Origin of the sequence: Streptomyces sp. NBC_01260, assembly GCF_036226405.1 — a bacterium.
Taxonomy (GTDB): domain Bacteria; phylum Actinomycetota; class Actinomycetes; order Streptomycetales; family Streptomycetaceae; genus Streptomyces; species Streptomyces laculatispora.
Genome location: NZ_CP108464.1, coordinates 438457 through 456567 on the forward strand (window position 1 = coordinate 438457; position 18111 = coordinate 456567).

Annotated in this window: 17 protein-coding genes and 1 pseudogene; 9 read left to right on the forward strand and 9 right to left on the reverse strand. The window is 72.1% G+C overall.

From position 1 onward, the window contains the following. Window positions 1-136: 136 nt before the first annotated feature. Window positions 137-832, reverse strand: a complete 696-nt coding sequence (locus tag OG322_RS01970) for a type 1 glutamine amidotransferase domain-containing protein (protein WP_329305945.1) — start codon at window positions 830-832, stop codon at window positions 137-139. Window positions 833-1069: 237 nt separating this feature from the next. Further along, window positions 1070-1399 carry a hypothetical protein gene (locus OG322_RS01975; RefSeq protein ID WP_123464798.1) on the reverse strand — a complete coding sequence of 110 codons (330 nt, stop codon included), beginning with the start codon at window positions 1397-1399 and terminating at the stop codon, window positions 1070-1072. Window positions 1400-1603: 204 nt separating this feature from the next. On the opposite strand from OG322_RS01975, the gene OG322_RS01980 reads away from it, so the two are divergent. From OG322_RS01980 to OG322_RS02005, 6 genes are all read left to right on the forward strand, one after another. Beyond that, window positions 1604-2359: an MgtC/SapB family protein gene (locus OG322_RS01980; RefSeq protein WP_123464796.1), complete on the forward strand. Its 756-nt coding sequence runs from the start codon at window positions 1604-1606 to the stop codon at window positions 2357-2359. A 192-nt stretch (window positions 2360-2551) separates the two neighbouring features. Next, window positions 2552-3622: a Dyp-type peroxidase gene (locus tag OG322_RS01985; protein WP_123464794.1), complete on the forward strand. Its 1071-nt coding sequence runs from the start codon at window positions 2552-2554 to the stop codon at window positions 3620-3622. Further along, a complete protein-coding gene (locus OG322_RS01990) occupies window positions 3622-4419 on the forward strand; it encodes a family 1 encapsulin nanocompartment shell protein (RefSeq protein WP_123464792.1) in 798 nt (265 codons plus the stop codon). The genes OG322_RS01985 and OG322_RS01990 overlap by 1 nt, the downstream gene beginning before the upstream one ends. Before the next feature lie 134 nt (window positions 4420-4553). Beyond that, the gene (locus tag OG322_RS01995; RefSeq protein ID WP_329305946.1) at window positions 4554-6239 is read left to right on the forward strand and encodes a PucR family transcriptional regulator; all 1686 of its coding nucleotides are present in this window, start codon (window positions 4554-4556) and stop codon (window positions 6237-6239) included. A gap of 105 nt (window positions 6240-6344) precedes the next feature. Next, window positions 6345-7724 carry a diaminopimelate decarboxylase gene (locus OG322_RS02000; protein WP_123464788.1) on the forward strand — a complete coding sequence of 460 codons (1380 nt, stop codon included), beginning with the start codon at window positions 6345-6347 and terminating at the stop codon, window positions 7722-7724. A 99-nt stretch (window positions 7725-7823) separates the two neighbouring features. Further along, entirely contained in the window at window positions 7824-8093 is a 270-nt protein-coding gene (locus OG322_RS02005) for a MarR family winged helix-turn-helix transcriptional regulator (protein ID WP_242644226.1), read from the forward strand. 538 nt (window positions 8094-8631) lie between these two features. On the opposite strand, the gene OG322_RS02010 is transcribed toward OG322_RS02005, so the two are convergent. The 3 genes from OG322_RS02010 to panD are packed head-to-tail and all read right to left on the reverse strand — an operon-like array spanning window position 8632 to window position 10149. Beyond that, window positions 8632-9291 (reverse strand): arylsulfatase, encoded by a 660-nt coding sequence (locus OG322_RS02010; protein WP_124285777.1) that lies wholly within the window; start codon window positions 9289-9291, stop codon window positions 8632-8634. Between the two features lie 39 nt (window positions 9292-9330). Next, the gene (locus OG322_RS02015; RefSeq protein WP_207315917.1) at window positions 9331-9693 is read right to left on the reverse strand and encodes a GNAT family N-acetyltransferase; all 363 of its coding nucleotides are present in this window, start codon (window positions 9691-9693) and stop codon (window positions 9331-9333) included. Window positions 9694-9723: 30 nt separating this feature from the next. Further along, window positions 9724-10149, reverse strand: coding sequence for an aspartate 1-decarboxylase (gene panD / locus OG322_RS02020; RefSeq protein WP_124285775.1), 426 nt, complete (start codon window positions 10147-10149; stop codon window positions 9724-9726). Between the two features lie 361 nt (window positions 10150-10510). On the opposite strand from panD, the gene OG322_RS02025 reads away from it, so the two are divergent. Beyond that, complete coding sequence (locus OG322_RS02025; protein WP_123464776.1) at window positions 10511-11407, forward strand: phosphotransferase; 897 nt, start codon at window positions 10511-10513, stop codon at window positions 11405-11407. A 284-nt stretch (window positions 11408-11691) separates the two neighbouring features. Here the strand turns inward: OG322_RS02025 and OG322_RS02030 are convergent. Further along, a pseudogene (locus tag OG322_RS02030) lies at window positions 11692-12321 on the reverse strand (MmyB family transcriptional regulator); the annotation flags it as partial. A 188-nt stretch (window positions 12322-12509) separates the two neighbouring features. On the opposite strand from OG322_RS02030, the gene OG322_RS02035 reads away from it, so the two are divergent. Together OG322_RS02035 and OG322_RS02040 are read left to right on the forward strand one after the other, a co-directional pair. Further along, a complete protein-coding gene (locus tag OG322_RS02035; RefSeq protein WP_123464772.1) occupies window positions 12510-12929 on the forward strand; it encodes a (R)-mandelonitrile lyase in 420 nt (139 codons plus the stop codon). Between the two features lie 404 nt (window positions 12930-13333). Continuing rightward, window positions 13334-14368: an alcohol dehydrogenase catalytic domain-containing protein gene (locus OG322_RS02040; RefSeq protein WP_329307694.1), complete on the forward strand. Its 1035-nt coding sequence runs from the start codon at window positions 13334-13336 to the stop codon at window positions 14366-14368. A gap of 85 nt (window positions 14369-14453) precedes the next feature. Here OG322_RS02040 and OG322_RS02045 read toward each other — a convergent pair whose 3' ends face one another. Genes OG322_RS02045 through OG322_RS02055 form a run of 3 tightly spaced genes read right to left on the reverse strand, consistent with a single transcriptional unit; the run spans window position 14454 to window position 18096 of the window. Then, complete coding sequence (locus OG322_RS02045) at window positions 14454-15272, reverse strand: ECF transporter S component (protein WP_123464768.1); 819 nt, start codon at window positions 15270-15272, stop codon at window positions 14454-14456. Further along, a complete protein-coding gene (locus OG322_RS02050) occupies window positions 15269-16939 on the reverse strand; it encodes an ABC transporter ATP-binding protein (RefSeq protein WP_329305947.1) in 1671 nt (556 codons plus the stop codon). The genes OG322_RS02045 and OG322_RS02050 overlap by 4 nt, the downstream gene beginning before the upstream one ends. Continuing rightward, window positions 16936-18096, reverse strand: coding sequence for an energy-coupling factor transporter transmembrane component T (locus OG322_RS02055; protein ID WP_124286140.1), 1161 nt, complete (start codon window positions 18094-18096; stop codon window positions 16936-16938). The genes OG322_RS02050 and OG322_RS02055 overlap by 4 nt, the downstream gene beginning before the upstream one ends. Between the last annotated feature and the right edge of the window lie 15 nt (window positions 18097-18111).

Below are 18111 nucleotides of genomic sequence, written 5' to 3' on the forward strand. Positions count from 1 at the left end.
TACTGAGCGCGAAGAACGCGTCCGGCAGGACTTCTTCAGGTCACAGACAGACCAACCGGCGGGTCGACCGCGACGGCTCCTCCACATCCTCCGGGGCGGGGACCGGTCGGCAGCCGACGCGGGCTGGCCCGACGGCTCAGGCGAGTTTCTTGAGCAGCTCGCCCGCGAGCGGGGCGGCGGAGGCCGGGTTCTGGCCGGTGACCAGATTGCGGTCGACGACCACGTACGGGGCCCACGGCTCGCCCTCCTGGAAGTCGGTGCCGATCTCCACAAGGCGGTCCTGGAGCAGCCACTTGGCCTTGTCGGCGAAGCCGGCCTGGCTCTCCTCCGTGTTGGTGAAGCCGGTGAGCCGGTAGCCGGCGAAGGCGTTGGTGCCGTCGTCCTTCGTGGCCGCCAGCAGGGCGGCCGGGGCGTGGCAGACGATGCCGAGGGGCAGGCCCGACTCCAGGGCCCGGGTGAGCAGCCTCCCGGAGTCGGCGTTCACCGCCAGGTCCTCCATCGGGCCGTGGCCGCCGGGGTAGAACACCGCCGCGTAGTCCGCCAGGGCAACGTCCGCCAGCTTCAGCGGTTGCTGGAGTTCGGTCATCGAGGCGAGGACGTTCGCCACCCGGTCGGCGTTCTCCTGACCGTCGTTGAACTCCGGCGCCAGGCTCCCCCGGTCCACGGTCGGCACCACGCCGCCGGGGGTGGCGACGACGATCTCGTACCCGGCGGCCTTGAACCTCTCGTACGGCGCGACGGCCTCCTCCGCCCAGAAGCCGGTCGGGTGCACGGTCCCGTCGGCGAGGGTCCAGTGGTCGGAGCCGGTCATCACGAAAAGGATCTTTGCCATGTCACATCTTCCGCAGGGCCCTGGCGTCATCCGCCCGGGACGCTTTCGCGCGATGTCGCCCCGGATCCGGCCGGAGGGGCATCGCGCCTACGAGCCCGACCGTACGGCTGTGCACCCGCCCGGGCCCGGCAGGGGCGCCGCGGTGAGGTGCAGGAAAGCCAATGGGATGACGTGAGTGAAGCAGACGGCGGGCGTCCCCCGGCCCGCCGGAGCGACCGCCACCCGCACTCGGCCGGATCAGGCCGGGGTGCGGGCCCGAAGAGCGCGGCCGGACCAGTCCAGGGCGGAGGCTGACGGAGCCGGGACCGGCCGGCCGTTGATCACGGCGAGCAATTGGCGGTAGCGCTCCCTGCGGGGGTCCTTCGCGCTGTCGACACGGGCCGGCAGCCGCTGGCGGAGGCCATCATCATCCGCACCGCCGGAGAGGCGCGCGCAGTGTGCCGTCACCCGGAGCTGCACCGCGAGCGCCTCGGCGTGCGCGGCCGCGACCTCGGGCAGCGGGGTCTTGCGTTCCACCACTTCGCGGAACGCGGACAGCCCGGTTCCGAGCTCACGCAGTGTCCGCACGCGTTGGAGCCTGGCCACGGCCTCGGGGCCTCAGCGGCGGAATCCCGGACTCGACGGCGTCGGCGGTGCCCAGGGCCGTACGAGGGCGGCCGGTACGGTGGGCATCGCGCCGCCGCAACCGTCGCATCGCCCGGCACGGCGGAGCCACGGCGCTTCCCTTCCGGGGGCCGGCTGCCCGGAAGGTCCAAGGGCATCGGAGGCTTTGTGGCAATCGACATCAGCGAACCGTTCGGCCAGAACTGGACGCACGCGGCGCAGTTCGGCATCGCATTCGGTCTCTCCTGTGCGATCGGGATCGAACGCGAGATCCGCCAGAAGGCGGCCGGCCTGCGCACGTACACGATCGTCGGGCTCGGGGCCGCCCTCTTCACCCTGGTCAGCAAGTTCGGCTTCTCGGACGTGCTGGTCACCGGGCAGGTCGAGCTGGACCCGTCCCGGGTGGCGGCGCAGATCGTCTCCGGCCTCGGGTTCATCGGCGGTGGCGTCATCTTCGTCCACCGCGGTTCGGTCAAGGGGCTGACCACGGCCGCGTCGATCTGGCTGACCGCAGCGGTCGGCTGCGCGGCCGGAGCGGGTCTGCCCGTCCTGGCCACGCTCGCCACTCTCGCCTACTTCCTGGTGTCGTACGGCGTCCGCCCGCTGGCCCACCGGCTCCCGGCGCTGCGCAACGCCTCGATCGGCTACCGGATCACCTACACCGAGGGCGTGGGCGCGCTGCGGGAGCTGGTCAGACACTGCACGGAGGCCGGGTTCGCGATCTCCGAGCTGACCACCCTCGCCGACGACGGCGAGGGGATGTTCCGGCGCCGTCGCCGGTCGGAGACCGTGCCCCCGCCCGAGCGGACCGTCGAGATCGCGCTCAACGTGCTGGGCAGGGGCGATCCGGACGCGCTGATGGCCCGGCTGTCGAGCACCACGGGGGTGCTGGCGTGCAGCCGGAGTGATCTCGCGGACGAGTGAGTGCAGCACCCTGCGGGTGGGCCGGGCATCGCCGGCAGCGTGGGCGCAGGACCGGGTAGGCGTCGCCCGGTCGGATGCCCCGGGGTGCGGCAGCCCTCCGGGTGTGGGTAAGTGGCAGCGGGCCCGCTGCTCCGACGTACGCGGGTTCCGCCGTGCCGCCTTGTCGCCCAAGCCACTTCATGGAGCCGCCGCATGCCCGAGAGCACCGAGGAAGTGGCCGCGGCGCAGCCCGTCGTCGCGCCGCTGACCAGCGCGGCCCTGATCCTGGTCGCCACGATCGAGCCCGGTGGTGAGCCCGCTGTGCGTGAGGTGCTGCCGGATCTGGCGGCCATCGCCCGCTCCATCGGGTTCCGCTTTCCCGGCACCGGTCTGGTCTGCGTGACCGGGTTCGGTTCCGATGCCTGGAGCCGGCTGTTCGCGGGTCCGCGGCCTGCCTCGCTCCATCCCTTCCAGGAACTGCACGGGGCCCGCCACCATGCCCCCGCCACCCCGGGCGATCTGCTGTTCCACATCCGGGCCGAGCGGATGGACGTGTGCTACGAGTGGGCCTCCCAGCTGCTCGACCGGCTCGGCGGTGCGGTGAAGGTCGTCGACGAGACGCACGGGTTCCGCTACTTCGACCACCGGGATCTGCTGGGCTTCGTCGACGGCACCGAGAACCCCGTGGGTGAGGACGCGCGGTCGGCGGCGCTGGTCGGTCCCGAGGACCCGGATTTCGCGGGCGGCAGCTACGTCGTGGTGCAGAAGTACCTGCACGATCTGGCGTCGTGGAACACGTTGAGCACCGAGGAGCAGGAGCGGGTGATCGGGCGGACGAAGTTCACGGACATCGAGTTCGCCGACGACGTGAAGCCCGCCGACTCCCATGTCGCGCTGAACACCATCACGGACCCGGACGGCACGGAGCGCGACATCCTGCGTGCGAACATGCCGTTCGGCAGCTTCGCGCAGGGCGAGTTCGGTACGTACTTCATCGGATACGCGGCCGATCCCGGCGTCACCGAGGAGATGCTCCGCAACATGTTCCTCGGCAGCCCTCCCGGCACCCACGACCGCATCCTCGACTTCTCGACCGCGGTCACCGGCACGCTCTTCCACGCCCCGAGCGCCGACTTCCTCGACGCCCCGCCGCCGTCACCCGCATCCGCCGGGGCCGGGACACTGCCGGAACCGGCGCCCGCGCCGACGGCGCAGGCCCTGATCCCGGCGGATGCCCGTGACGGTTCGCTGCACATCGGCAGCCTGCAAGAAAGCGCCCAGTGATGAACAACCTCCACCGCGCACTCGCCCCTGTCACCCAAGCCGCCTGGGACCAGATCGAAGAGGAGGCCCGGCGCACCTTCAGCCGTCATCTGGCGGGCCGCCGTGTCGTCGACGTCCGAGGGCCCGAGGGCCCGCAGCTGGCGGCCATCGGCGACGGCCACCTGCGGGAGATCGATCCGCCCACCCCCGACGTCCTGGCCCGCGCCCGCACATCGGTGCCGGTCATCGAGTGGCGGGTGCCGTTCACGGTGACCCGGGCGGCGCTGGACGACGTCGAGCGCGGCTCCGACGACAGTGACTGGCAGCCCGTCAAGGACGCCGCCCGGACCTGCGCGTTCGCCGAGGACATGGCACTCATCGACGGGTACGCGGCGGCCGGGATCACCGGTCTGCGGGACGGTTCCTCGCACACCGCGCTGCCGCTTCCGGCGGATGCCCGGGACTATCCGGCCACGGTCAGCCAGGCGCTGACCCAGCTGCGGCTGGCCGGTGTCGACGGACCGTACCGGCTGCTGCTGGGCGCGGACGCGTTCACGGAGGCGACCGAGACGTCCGACCACGGATACCCGGTCTCCACCCATCTGGCCCGGCTGCTGGACGACCCGATCCTCTGGGCGCCCGCGGTGGCGGGCGGGGTGCTGCTGTCCACCCGCGGCGGCGACTTCGAACTGTGTCTCGGCGAGGATCTGTCGATCGGCTATCAGGAGCACGACGCGACGACCGTCACTCTGTACTTCCACCAGTCCTTCACTTTCCGGATGCTGACGCCGGAGGCCGTGGTCCCGATCATCGCCTGAATTCGACGCCTCATCCCGGCGCCTCGTTCCGGCGCCTCGTTCCGGTGCAACAGACCGTACGGCCGCGTCGTCGCCCGATACGAGCGGCAGTCCCTCGGCCGGCCGGGAGACTGCCGCTCGTATGCTCGGCTCCCATGACGAGCCGTACGCCCATCCCACCGGAGCCTGCGGTCGCGCTGCGCGAGATCCTGGCCTTCGACGACAGCGGGACGCTGCGGCTGCTGCTGGCCCCGGGCGGCCAGGACGTCGGCGTGCGGGCCGTGGCGGTCGGGGACGAGGGGCCCGCGCAGCCGCTCGACGGGTGCCTGGTGCTGGTGGTGGGTGTGCCCGCCGCATCGGCCGGGGCGGCGGGGCCGGTGCGCGAGGCCGCCCGGCGCGGCGCTTGCGGCGTGGTGCTGCGCGACGCGGAGGGAACAGCCGCCGCACCGGAGGTACTGGCCGCCGCAGAGGAGTCGGGCATCGCCCTGCTCACCCGGGCGGAGTGGGCCGACTGGACGGACACCGCGGCTCTGCTGCGCTCCGCACTGGCCTGTGCGCGGGCGGGCCGGGGCGAGGAGGAAGCCGCGGTACCGGACGGCGGCGCGGAGAGTCTGGCCGCCCTCGCCGCGGCCATCGCCGAGTACACCGGGGGCTCGATCACCATCGAGGACACCCGGTTCCGGGTCCTGGCCCACTCCGCGACCGGGCCGGAGGCCGACGGGCTGCGCCGGTCCACCATCCTGGGCGGCCGGGTGCCCGACTGGCGCGTGGCGGAACTGCGCCGCAGCGGGATGCTGCGCGCCCTGTGGACGTCCCGGGACGTGATCCACCGAGCCGCGGACGCCGACGGTCCGGAGCGCCTGGTCGTCGCGGTCCGCAGCGGCCCCGAGGTCCTCGGCTCCATCTGGGCGGCGGCGGACGGGCGCGGTCTGTCCCCGCGGGCGGCGGACGCGCTGCGCCGGGGCGCCGAGGCCGCCGCACCCCATCTGGTGCGGCACCGGCTGCGCGAGAGCGGAGCCGCGGGCCGCAGTGAACTCGCGCTGCGGGGGCTGCTGTACGGGGAGGGGGACGCCCGTACGCATGCCTGGTCACTGGGTCTTTCGCCCGACGCCGCCTGTGCGGTCGTGGTGGCCGAACGCGACTTCGGGGCACCTGCGGGCGACCGCACGCTCGATGTCCTCGCGCTCCAGGCCGTGTCGTACCGCCCGTCGGTGCGGGTGCTGCGCGACGGCGACCGGCTGCTGGTGCTGCTGCCGGTGGACACCGGCCAGGAACGTGACGTGCTGGGGCTGGCCCGGGAGCTGGCCGCTCTGGCCCTGTCCCTGCCGACCGGGGTTCCGGTCCGGGCAGGCGCGGGCCCGGTGGCAGCCACAGCGCTGCGGGCCCGGTCCTCCTGCGAGGAGGCCGCGCTGATCGTGCGGGTCCTGCGCGAACGTGCGGACCGGGGCGGCGAGACGGGCGGGGACGGCGAAGCGCGCCGGGGCGGCGAGACGGACCGGCACGGCCGGGCGGACAGGGCGCGGTACGCGGACGCCGCGGGCGTCGGCCCCTCGCTCGACGTCGTACGGGTCCTGGATGCCGTACGGCCGGTGTGGGAGTCGGGCAGCGGGCCGGTGCACGACCTCGTGCGGGCCGATCTCGCGGCCGGCGGCGAACTGGTCCGCTCGCTTGCCGCGTATCTGGAAGCGTCGGGCGACGTCGCCCGCGCGGCGGCCCGGCTCATGGTTCACCCGAACACACTCCGGTACCGGCTGCGACGCGCCCGGGAGCGGTTCGGCGTGGACCTGGACGACCCCGACACCAGGCTGCTCATCACCCTCGCCGTCCGTCTCACCGGATAGGTTTGCCCCTGTTCGTACGGTCGTTGGCCGCCCGGCCAAGGACCTGTGCCGATGTTGTCCTGCTCGACAGAGATCTGCGGGGCCCCCATCACCGACTCTCGCTCCATGAGCCTTCCCTCCACGCCCGCCCCCTCCGCGCGTGTCGCGGCCGCGGTCCGGCACGCCGTAGCCACCGGTCTGCTCGGCGAGTCCTGCCCGGTCGCCGGTTTCGTCGACACGGACGGGGTACGCGATACGGTCGCCGCCCTCCACGACGCGTTCTCCGGCCTGGCCGGAGCACCGGGAGCGCCCGGAGCGCCCCGGGTGCTGCACACCTTCGCCGCCAAGGCAGCGTCGCTCGTGCCCGTGCTGCGGCTGCTCGCCGAGTGCGGCATGGGCTGCGAGGTCGCGAGCCCCGGTGAGCTGCGGATCGCGCTCGACGCCGGCTTCGCGCCCTCGAAGATCGTCCTGGACTCCCCCGCCAAGACGCGGGAGGAGATCCGCCGGGCCCTCGCGCTCGGTGTGGCGCTCAACGCCGACAGCCTCGACGAGGTGGACCGCATCGCCGCGCTGCGGCCCGCCAATTCGGTGTCCGCCATCGGGCTCCGGGTCAACCCCCAGGTCGGCGGCGGATCCATCGGGGCGATGAGCACGGCCACCGCGACCTCCAAATTCGGCGTGGCACTGCGCGACCCCGGCGCGCGCGAGCGGATCGTGGCGGCCTTCGCCGCGCACCCCTGGCTGACCCGGCTGCACGCCCATGTCGGTTCGCAGGGCTGCCCGCTGGAGCTGATCGCGGACGGGATCGCGCAGACGTACCGGCTGGCCGAGGAGATCAACGACCTGCTCGGCACCCGGCAGGTCACCGGTCTCGACATCGGCGGCGGCCTGCCGGTCAACTTCGCCGACGACTCGGTACGGCCCACCTTCGCCGCGTACGTGGCGGCGCTGCGCGAGGCGGTTCCCGGGCTCTTCGACGGCCGGTATGCGCTGATCACCGAGTTCGGCCGGTCCCTGATGGCCAAGAACGGCTTCATCGGCGCGCTGGTCGAGTACACGAAGGATGCCGGCGGCCGCCGTATCGCGCTCACCCACGCAGGCGCCCAGACCGCCACCCGGACCGTCTTCATGCCGGACGCCTGGCCGCTGCGGGTCGGCGCGTTCGATGCCGAGGGCCGCCCGAAGGACGGGCCGTCGCTCGTCCAGGACATCGCGGGACCGTGCTGCTTCGCCGGTGACGTCGTCGCCCATGCCCGGGAGCTGCCGGAGCTGCGGGCGGGCGACTACGTGGTGCTGTACGACACCGGTGCGTACTACTTCTCCACCCCGTGGTCCTACAACAGCCTGCCGCGGCCGGCGGTATACGGATTCGGGACGTCCGGGGAAACCGGGCAGGACGGCCGCGCGGTCCGCTTCGCAGCGGTGCGCGACGCCCAGTCACTGGAGTCGATCTCGGCGGAGAGCGGCCTGGCGCACGCCGACGCCCTGCTGGACCTGCACCCCTGAGCCCCTCGACACTGCTGGCATCCCTGCTGGATGCGGCAGTTGGGACTGCGGCCGAGCCGGCGCGGGCTCGCGGACCACACCGGGCTCGAACCCCTCTGCATGTCGAAACCGGCACGCGGTCTGGAGGCCGCCGGGCTCGTCGGGCGCGCCGGCGACCCCTCGGACACCAGGGCGGTCCAGCTGTCGCTGACGGACGAGGGACACCCGGTGACGGGCCGGGCGGTCGAGGTGGTGCACCGGCTCGTCAACGGGACGCTCGCACCGCTGGGTGCCCTGGACGGCCCGGACGCGGAGGCGTTCACCCAGATGCTGACGGCGCTGCTCGACGTACCGGTCCCCGCGGTGACCGAACCTTCCATGAAGGAGTAGCCATGTCCGCCGGACCGACCGTCAACGGCCAGGTCATCGGCCAGGCCCACTACGCCACGCGCGCCGTCCTGGAACGGCTGCCGGCAGGTGTCGGCACCGCTGAGATCACCGCCCGGCCGCACGCGGACCTACCGGCCGAGGACCTGGCCGCGGCGGGCCGGGTGCCGGCCGTGTCACCGCGCGGGCCGGCGCCGTACTGGCCGGGGGCTGAGGCGGGAGCGGCGGCCGGTCAGCCGACCGGCGAGGGCTCCGGCTCCGGCGGCGGCACCGGCTCGGGATTCGGCGCGGGCGGCTGCGGGATCGGATCGGGCGAGGGGCCCGGCGGGGTGGGAACGGGCGGTGTCGGCCCCGGACCCGGCGGCACGGGCGTCGGCTCCGGCAGCGGCCGGGGCGGCCCCGGAACCGGCCCCGGGGTGGGCGCGGGCGGAACGGGGTCGGGGAACGGATGGGTCATCTCGGGCCTCCGAACGGTCGGGGTGGATCTCCTCCACCGTCTCCCGGAGCGGCTGCCCGCGCCCGGCGAGTCCATACGTACGGGCTACGAAAGATCCGCCCGGCCTGCCGAACCGGCCGCGGCCGCCGCGGCGGCCAGCCCCGGACGCGGGCTGGACAGGACCGGGATCCGGGTGGCCGTGCGAGTGACGGCATCGGCCATCGAGGCCTGGGCCAGCACGATCACGTCGGCGTCCGTCACCGCGTCGGCCGCGGCGGCCACCAGATCCAGATACCCCTCACGCTCGCCCGCCTCGAACCGCTCCCAGGCGCCCTCGACCAGGACGGTGCGCACCTTGGCCGGACGCCCGCCCGCCCTGTCCGCCTCCTCGGCGAGCAGCGCGAGGGTCGGCGGCAGGGTGGCGGCGAGTGCCGCGATGACGGTCACCCGCTCCGCACGGGCGGCGTCCGCCGCCATCGGGCGGTCGACCCGCAGCACCGGGACGCCGAGCGCCACCCCGACCGACTCGGCGACCCCACCGATCGTCGAGCAGGTACAGAGCACAGCGGTGGCTCCCCCGGCGACCGCATCGGAAAGCAGCGCCTGGATCTCGCCCGTCACCGCTTCCGGCCCCATCGCTCCGGCCCGGTCTAGCAGTTCCTTGTGCACGAGGTGGCGCAGGACGAGCCCGGGATGGCCGGCGTCGCGCAGGGCGTCGAAGACCGGGACATGGACCGGAGAGGTGTGCAGCAGAGCGAGGGTCACGGGCGAAACGCTACCGGCCCCGCCGGCCGGCACCAGGAGTCAGTACAGCTCGGGACGGGACCTGAGCTGCTCCTTCGCCCGCTCCACCAGACCACCCGGAGCCTCCGGCGCCTCGTCGGGGTGGCGCGACGCCCACTTCGCGGCGTACGGGCAGAGCGGGACTACAGGCACTCCCCCGCGACCCGCCATGGCGTAGAACTCCCTGACCAGGGAGCCTGCGATGCCCTTGCCCTCGTGCCCCGGCTCGACGACCGTGTGCACGGCGACGAGCGCGGCGGGCGCTCCCTCCATGACGAAGTACACGACGACCCCGGCAGCCGCGCCGTTCTCGTACGCGAGCAGCTTGCCGGCTGCCCGGTCGTCACGGATGTCGAGCCCGGTCCGTCCGGTCTGGTCCGCCATGGCGGGTGCCCCCTCGGTGGGTCGGTCGCTTCAGCGCGCCGCGGGCACGGCGTGCGGGCCGCGCGCGGTGTCGGTGCCCGGGACAGGCGCTGAGGCATCGGCGCCGAGCGCGACGATCCGGTTTCCCGCGTCGACATGGACGATACGCGGAACCAGGCGGCGCGCCTCGGCGTCGTCGACCTGCGCGTAGCTGATCAGGATGACCAGGTCGCCAGGGTGCACGAGGTGGGCGGCCGCGCCGTTGATTCCGATGACCCCGGAGCCACGTTCGCCCTCGATCACGTACGTCTCCAGCCGGGCACCGTTGTCGATGTCCACGATGTGCACGAGCTCGCCGGGCAGCAGATCCGCGGCCTCCATCAGCTCGGCGTCGACGGTGACGGAACCGACGTAGTGCAGGTCGGCCTGGGTCACGGTGGCCCGGTGGATTTTCGACTTGAACATCGTGCGCAGCATTGAGGTACTCCTGAATCTAGGCTCCCTGCCTGCGTTTTTGCAGGTCAAGGGCAGTTCCTCAACCCTACAACGAGGCGCATGTCCGGGCAGCTTTCCCCAGGTTTTTCAGGACTCCCGCTGACCACTTGCTGACTTCCCTGACCATCGACGCACCCTGCACGTCGGCTGCCGCTGGTGCGACCGCCCACCGACGCGCACGGCGGGGCAGCGGATGCAGGCTTCTCCGAACTTCGGAGCCGTGCCCTCCCGAAGCCTCCGATCTACAGCTCTCGGAGACCGAACTGGTGACGGCGGAGGGAACAGCGAGATGTTCCGGGGGGCGAGAGCCGCTCCACCTGCCGCCTCGGTACTGTGACTTCGTATGACCGACACCGAGATCGAGATCACCGCAGACCTGGTCCGCGACCTGCTGCAGGAGCAACATCCAGACCTTGCGGGGCTGGCCATCCGTGAGGTGGCGGGCGGCTGGGGCAACCAAATGTGGCGTCTCGGGGACGAGTTGGCCGTGCGAATGCAGCGCATGGACCCCACCCCGGAGCTCCAGCTCAATGAGCGGCGATGGCTACCTGTGCTGGCCCCGCTTCTGCCACTCCCGGTGCCGACCCCGGTGCGGTTCGGCGAACCGTCCGAGCGCTTCCCCAAGCACTGGACCGTGATGACGTGGGTTCCCGGCGAGCCGCTTGACCACGGCTCGATCAGCCGCGGTGCCCACGCCGCCGACACTCTGGCGGGTTTCCTCCAGGCGCTCCATGTGGAGGCGCCCGCCGAGGCGCCGATCGCTACGGGCCGCGGTGCCCATCCCAGGAACTGTACGGACGCCTTCGAGAACTTCTTCCAGGCCGTTGCCCCCGACGACATCGCTGCCGACGTCCGGGCCGTCTGGGACGACGCCGTTGCGGCCCAGGCGTGGGAGGGCCCGCCGGTGTGGGTGCACGGCGACCTCCATCCCGCGAACGTCGTCGTCTCGGACGGAACACTCTCGGGCATCGTCGACTTCGGTGACATGTTCGCCGGCGATCCAGCGTGGGACCTCGCCGCCGCATGGGTGCTGCTACCCGCGGGCACGGCCTCACGGTTCTTCGACATGTACGCGCATGCGGACGAGGCGGCGATCCGGCGCGCCCGCGGGCTGGCCGCTATGAAGAGCCTCTTCCTGATGCTCATGGGGCAGAACGGAGATCGGGGTCTTCCCGGCGGCAAGCCTCACTGGGGACCTGCAGGTCGGGCGGCACTTGATCGTGTTCTGAAGGGTGTTTGAAGCACGCTTCGTCGGACCTGTTGTCGATCTTGTTTGAGGGCCACGCGGCAGCCCACGTTCGCGGGTTCATCGATCACCACGCGTGGTGGGGATGCCACGGTCCACGGCCGCACGCTGCCCGTGGCCCCGATCGAGCCGGCGGAGTTCCTCCTCAGCGCCGGCCAGGCTGACCTTCAGGCCTTCGGCCTCGCCGAGCCAGCCTTCGCGCTCGGCCTCAGCGATCCACCGCGCTGTGGACCTGGGCGTCACCTTGATCGGTACCGCCGAGAACTACGGCCCTTACCATCTGCGTCCCGCACCGCCGGCTCCCCGACCAAGGTCGTCAGCCGGGGGTCGTCCGGGTATTTTGCCGCCGCCATCCGCAATTGCGCGACGGCGGTACGCGCGACATTTTCCCGGTCGGCGCAGAGGGTGCGCATCGCCGGATCGGTGAAAAGACCTCACACGTAATTGCGGTGCTTTTCCGGGACGGCGGAGAAGTCAGTGATCAGTGCTGCCGCGAGCGGCTTCCAGGCGATGACGTCCATTCGGAGGCCCCTCACGATCGCCGGGGTGGAGGTGAGGTCGTCAAGGACCCGGCGCAGCTGAGGCTGCACCTTCTGCGGGGCCCGGCGCCGCGGTTTCGCGGACTCCTTCCCCGCCAGACCGAGCAGGTGGCGCCGCTGGTCGTCATCCAGGTGGGGCGCCTGCGCGACCGTCTCCAGGGCAGGGGCTGACGCGGGCATGCGGCCCTGCTCCAGCCGGGTGCAGTAGTCCGTGGAGATCACCGCGCGCCGGGCGGCCTCCTCCCTGCGCAGGCCGGTCACCCGACGCGGCCCCCCGCCGTCGGGCAGCCCCACGGCGCGCGGGCTCAGCCCGGCCCGGCGGGCCTTCAGGAACTCGCCGAGCTCATCGAGATGCGGTGTCGGACTCATGCCTCCCAGCGTGACAGCGAGCGCCCCTTGTGTGAGGGGGAGGAGTCTCTCCCGGGAGTTTCCCTCCCAGGAGGAAACTCTCCTCTTTGCGGCCCACTCACCCCGTGCCAACCTGGGAGATGGCAGATGAAGAAACGAAAACCCAACCGGCCAACCATTTCCCTGGCACGAGAGAGGAACAGCGCGACATGGAATTCGTCAAGCAGCAGGCGACCGGCAAGGGCCCGGAGAACTGGTTCAGTGGGGACGTGTGGTTCGACGCCCTTTACGCCGGCACCGAGCCCTCCCGCATGCGGGCCAACATGGTCCGCTTCGCACCCGGTGCCCGCACCGCCTGGCACCACCACGCCGTCGGCCAGACACTCCACGTCGTCGCCGGCATCGCCCTGATCGGGACCCGCGACGGCACGGTCTGCGCCGCCCACCCCGGCGAGACGGTCACCTGCCCGCCCGGCGAGGAGCACTGGCACGGCGCCACCGAGGACCGCTTCATGCAGCACCTCGCCCTCTGGGAAGCCCCTGCCCCCGAGGACGGCCGGCCCGAGACCACCTGGCTGGAACACATCACCGACGCGCAGTACAGCGGGCCGCGCACCCGCAGCAGCTGACCCAACTGACGCGCAAAGGAGGGCATTTCATGTCCGCGATCATGGCCGCTCCGTTCCGCGGCCACGGCCCCGACCGGACACCCCTCTCCTGCCGCCGCCTGCGCCTGCGCGGAGTGTCCTGTGGCTTCACCCGGCCCGCGGAGCTCGGCAGCGTGATCGCCACAGCCGGCCAGGTGCTGCTGCCCGCGGTCGCAGACGGCCGGGTGCGACCCCTGATCGACACCCCCTGGCCTTCGATACCGCCGCCCGGGCCGCCGAGCGGCTCCGCTTGCACCGGGCCCAAGGAAAGACCGTCCTCACCGTTTCCTGACTCCCGGCGCCGCCCGGCGCCCGGCGCTGCTGAGCCGCTCCGGCCATGGCGGCCAGGTATCAAATCCCACGCGATGAGAAAGCGAGTTGTCCCCATGCGGGCCACCTTCCTGTACGAAGCCGGCGACGTCCGTGTCCAGGACGCCCCCGACCCGGTCATCGAGCAGTCCACCGACGCGGTCGTGCGCGTCCTGCGCTCCTGCGTGTGCGGCAGCGACCTGCACCCGTACCACACGTTGACGGCCGCCGATGGGCCCGTGCCCATGGGCCACGAGTTCCTCGGCACCATCGAGGAGACCGGCTCCGACGTATCGGGCCTCAGGCGTGGCGACCTGGTCGTGGCACCGTTCGCGTTCGCCGACAACACCTGCGAGTTCTGCCGCGAGGGCCTGCACACCTCCTGCCCCAACGGTGGCTTCTTCGCCGCCGGTGTCGGCGGCGCCCAGGCCCAGGCAGTCCGTGTCCCGCAGGCCCGGGGCACCCTCGTCAAGCTGCCGACGGACGTCGACCCGGAGCTGCTGCCCTCCCTCCTCACCCTCGCCGACGTCTACGGCACCGGCTACCACGCCGCCCACCAGGCCCGGGTACGTCCCGGCGACTCGGTCACCGTCATCGGCGACGGCGCCGTCGGACTCCTCGCCGTCCTCTCCGCCAAGCAGCTCGGGGCCGAACGCATCATCCTCATGGGCCGCCACAAGGACCGCACCGACCTCGGACGCTTCTTCGGCGCCACCGACGTCATCGCCGAACGCGGCGAGGAAGGCATCGCCAAGGTCCGCGAACTGACCGGCGGCCACGGCACCCGCGCCGTCCTCGAAGCCGTCGGCCACATGCCCGCCTACGAAATGGCTGTCGGAGCCGTCCGTCCCGGCGGTGTCATCAGCCGCGTCGGCGTCCCCCAGTACGAAGACGCCCCCGTCGGCTTCGGCAGCCTCTTCGGCCCCAACGTCACCCTCACCGGCGGCCCGGCCCCCGTGCGCGCCTACATCGAGGGGCTCCTCCCCGCCGTCCTGGACGGAACCGTCGACCCCGGACGTGTCTTCGACCGCACTCTGCCCCTGGAAGACACCGCGGAGGGCTACCGCGCCATGGACCGGCGCGAGGCCCTCAAGGTCCTCATCACTCCCTGAGCGAAGACGAGGCTCAGGCACTTCTCCGCCCCCGGACTACTCCGCCCGCCGGCTGGGTGTCGGCTCGGGGCAATCACAGCCGGGCTCAGTGCCGGTCGTTCACGGTGGGTTCGGTCGGCGTGAACCGGACCGGGGCCTGGAAGCGGGCGCGTCGCGCCGCGCGGCGGAACGTCGTCAGTACCGCGGGGCCGGCCAGCACGATGCAGACGAAGTTGGTGACTGCGCGGCCGGTGTCCCAGCCGAGGGAGGTGGCGAGGTCGAAGGCGAGGTAGCGGTGCCACTGCTCCGTGAACGGCAGACCGGGAAGGTAGGCGATGGAGCTGTTGGGGTCGAGTGAGAACGGCCAGAAGGAGAGGTTGAGAAGAAAGCCGAAGAGGTAGCCGGAGACCGATCCGTAGGCGGCGAGCATCAGAACCTCACGGCGGCCGGTCGCGCGGGGCAGGAATCCGGCGAGCATGCCGACGAAGGCGCAGCCGAACATCTGGTACGGCATCCAGGGACCGACCCCGCCTGTGATGAGCGCGGAGGTGAACAGTGAGGTGCAGCCGAGGGTGAATCCGAAGCCGGGGCCGTAGACGCGTCCGGCGAGCACCAGGATGAAGAAGACGGTCTCGATGCCCGCCGTGCCGGCGCCCAGCGGGCGCAGGGCGGCGTTGACGGCGGACAGGACGCCGAGCATCGCCAGCGCCTTGGAGCTGATCCCGCCTTCGGCTATCTCGGAGAGCACCACACAGAGCACGAGGACGAGCAGAACCCCGAAGATCAGTGGCGGAGCGTAGTTCGAGCCGAACTTTCCCGGGGCGACGACGAAGGGCCAGAAGAACGCCACGATGCCGAGGAATGCCGCCAGGGCGATGACGAGGGAGACACGAGGGGTGAGCCGGATGGCTGTCGCGTTGTTCATGCGCCGTTCTCGCCGTCCTGGGTCGGGATGCTGCTCCCGGTGAGCGCCGAGGCCACCTGGTCGACAGTGAGGAAGGGCAGCGGGGCGAGGATCTTGGCGCTCTGGGGTGCGAATACCGGTGAGGCGACGATGACTTCGGTCGTGGGTCCGTCGGCGACGATGTCGCCTTCCGCCATGACGACGACGCGGTCTGCGGTACGTGCGACGAATTCGACATCGTGCGTGGAGATGACGACGGCGCGCCCCTCGTCGGCGAGTGCGGCCACGATCCGGGTCAGTTCCGCCTTGGCCCGGTAGTCGAGCCCGCGTGTCGGTTCGTCCAGGAGCAGGACCCGGGGTGTGGCGGTCAGCTGGACTGCCAGGACGAGGGCCAGTTTCTGTCCCTCGGACAGGTCCCGGGGGTGGGTGGCGTCGTCGATTCCCGGAGCGAGGCGGTCAAGGATCGTACGGGCGCTGTCTCCCCCGCTTTGCGCCGCGGACTCGCTGTCGGCCTGGTCCAGCTCCTGCTTGACGCTTTCGAGATAGAGGAGGTCGGCGGGCGTCTGGGGGACCAGCCCGACGGCACGGCGCGCGTCGGTGGCTGCCATGGTGTGCGGGTCCCCCGGCTGCCCTGTCCGTGGGTCGGTGGTGTGCACGCTCCCGGCGCTGCGCGGACCGGAGCCCTGGAGGGCCCAGAGCAGGGAGGACTTTCCGGAGCCGTTGCGGCCCATGAGCGCCGTGATCTCGCCGCTGCGCAGGTCCAGGTCGACGTCGCGGACCGCGGGAACCCGGTGATAGCTGACAGTGATACCGCGGGCGGTCAGCAGCGCGGGGCGGCCTGCCACCGGGGCCGGGCGTACCGGCACCGGCTCGGCACCGGCCAGCTGGGCGCGGAGCGGGGCGGCGGCGCGGCGGGCATCGCGGACGGACAGCGGCAGCGGGCGCCAGTCGGCCGCACGGGCCAGTTCCACGATCGGCGGGGCTATGGAGGACGTGCGGAGGATGTCGGCGGGGGCGCCGTGGACCACGCGTCCGCTGCCCGGCAGGTGGACCACGCGGTCGGCGTACTGAACGACTCTCTCCAGCCGGTGCTCGGCCATCAGTACGGTCACGCCGAGGTCGTGGACGAGCCGGGTGACGGCTGCGAGCACCTCGTCGGCGGCGGTCGGATCGAGTGCGGAGGTGGGTTCGTCGAGTACGAGGACGCGGGGGTGGGCGGTGAGGACGGAGCCGATGGCAACGCGCTGCTGTTGGCCGCCGGACAGTTCGTGGAGCGCGCGGTGGCGCAGGTCGGCGAGGCCCAGCAGGTCGAGGGTCTCCTCGACCCGCTTGCGCATGACATGCGGAGGGATGGCCAACTGCTCCATCACGTAGGCGAGTTCTTCCTCGACCGTGTCGGTGACGAAGCCGTCGAGCGGGTCCTGTCCGACCACCCCGACCACATCCGCGAGTTCACGGGGCGGGTGGGTGGCGGTGTCCCGGCCGTCGACGGTGACGCGGCCGTAGAGGGTGCCGCCGGTGAAGTGGGGAACGAGCCCGTTGACGGCGCCCAGCAGGGTGGACTTGCCGACGCCGGTGTGGCCGACGACGAGGCAGAGTTCGCCCTCCTCGACGGTGAGGTCCACCTCGCGCAGGGCGGGTTCGGCGGCGTCGTCGTAGTGGACGGTGACCTGGTCGAAGGTGATCACGTGGCTTCGGCTTTCTCGGTGCGCTGCGTGGGGAGGACCAGGTGCGGTGGGGCAACCGGCGGTGCGAGGAACCCGGCGGTCCCGGCGAGCAGGATCGCGAAGGTCGGCACCAGCGGCAGAGTGGGCCAGCTGAGCGGGTAGATGGACGGGTTGAGTTCGGCGGCGTCGAAACCGGCGTTGCTGAAGAGCAGGACCGCGGAGAGTACGCCCGCTGCGGCGACGGCCCACTCGGGCGGGCGCCAGGGGTCGGGCCGGTAGGTGGTGCGCGTGACCCGGCGTCCGCCCAGTCGCAACCCCGCGACGCACAGCACGGCTCCCGCTGCCATGGCCGGCAGGCCGAGCAGGGTGGGTGCGGTGGCGTCGAGGAGTCCGTAGGCCCCGGCACACAGACCGCACATCCCGAGGAGCATGAGTGCCCCGGTGGCGCGGCGGGAGCGGCGGGTGGCTGTGCCGGAGCGTCCGTAGCCGCGCGAGTCCATGGCGGCGGCGAGCCGCAGACTGCGTTCGAGGGCGTCCTCCAGGACGGGTACGACGATGCCGCGAAGTGCTTTGAGTCCCTTGCTGCGTCCTGCCCGGAGGCGGCGGGCGCGGGCGACCCGCTGCACGCTCTGGACGAGTTGAGGGGCGACGCTGATGGCGACGGTGACGGCGACGCCGAGTTCGTGGAGGGCGCCGGGCAGGACGCGAAGGGCGCGTTTGGGGTTGGCGAGGGTGTTGGCGGCGCCGATGCAGCACAGCATGCAGGCCAGACGGAGTCCGTCGGTGGCGGCCGAGAGCAGGGCCTCCAGGGAGACGGGGCCGCCGAGCTGGATGCCGGCGTACCAGTCGGGGGTGGGGATGTGCGGGAGGGAGAAGAGGAAGTGGTCGTGGGGGGTGATTCCGGTGGCGAAGACGGCGCGGAAGGTCACGCGGATCGCGACGACGGTGAGGGCGAGGCAGAGGTAGTACTTGAAGCCGCGTGCCCAGGGTGCTTCGGTGCGGCGCGCGGTGACGACGTAGCCGAGTACCGCGAGCACGAGGAAGAGCAGGAGCGGGTTGTTGGTGCGGCTCACGGCGGTGGCGAGGGCGAGTGCCCAGATCCACCAGGCCACCGGATGAAGTGTTCTGGGCAGCCGACGGCCGCCGGTGTCCGGCGTGCGGCCGGACACCGGCGTCATCGATGAGGGCAGGGT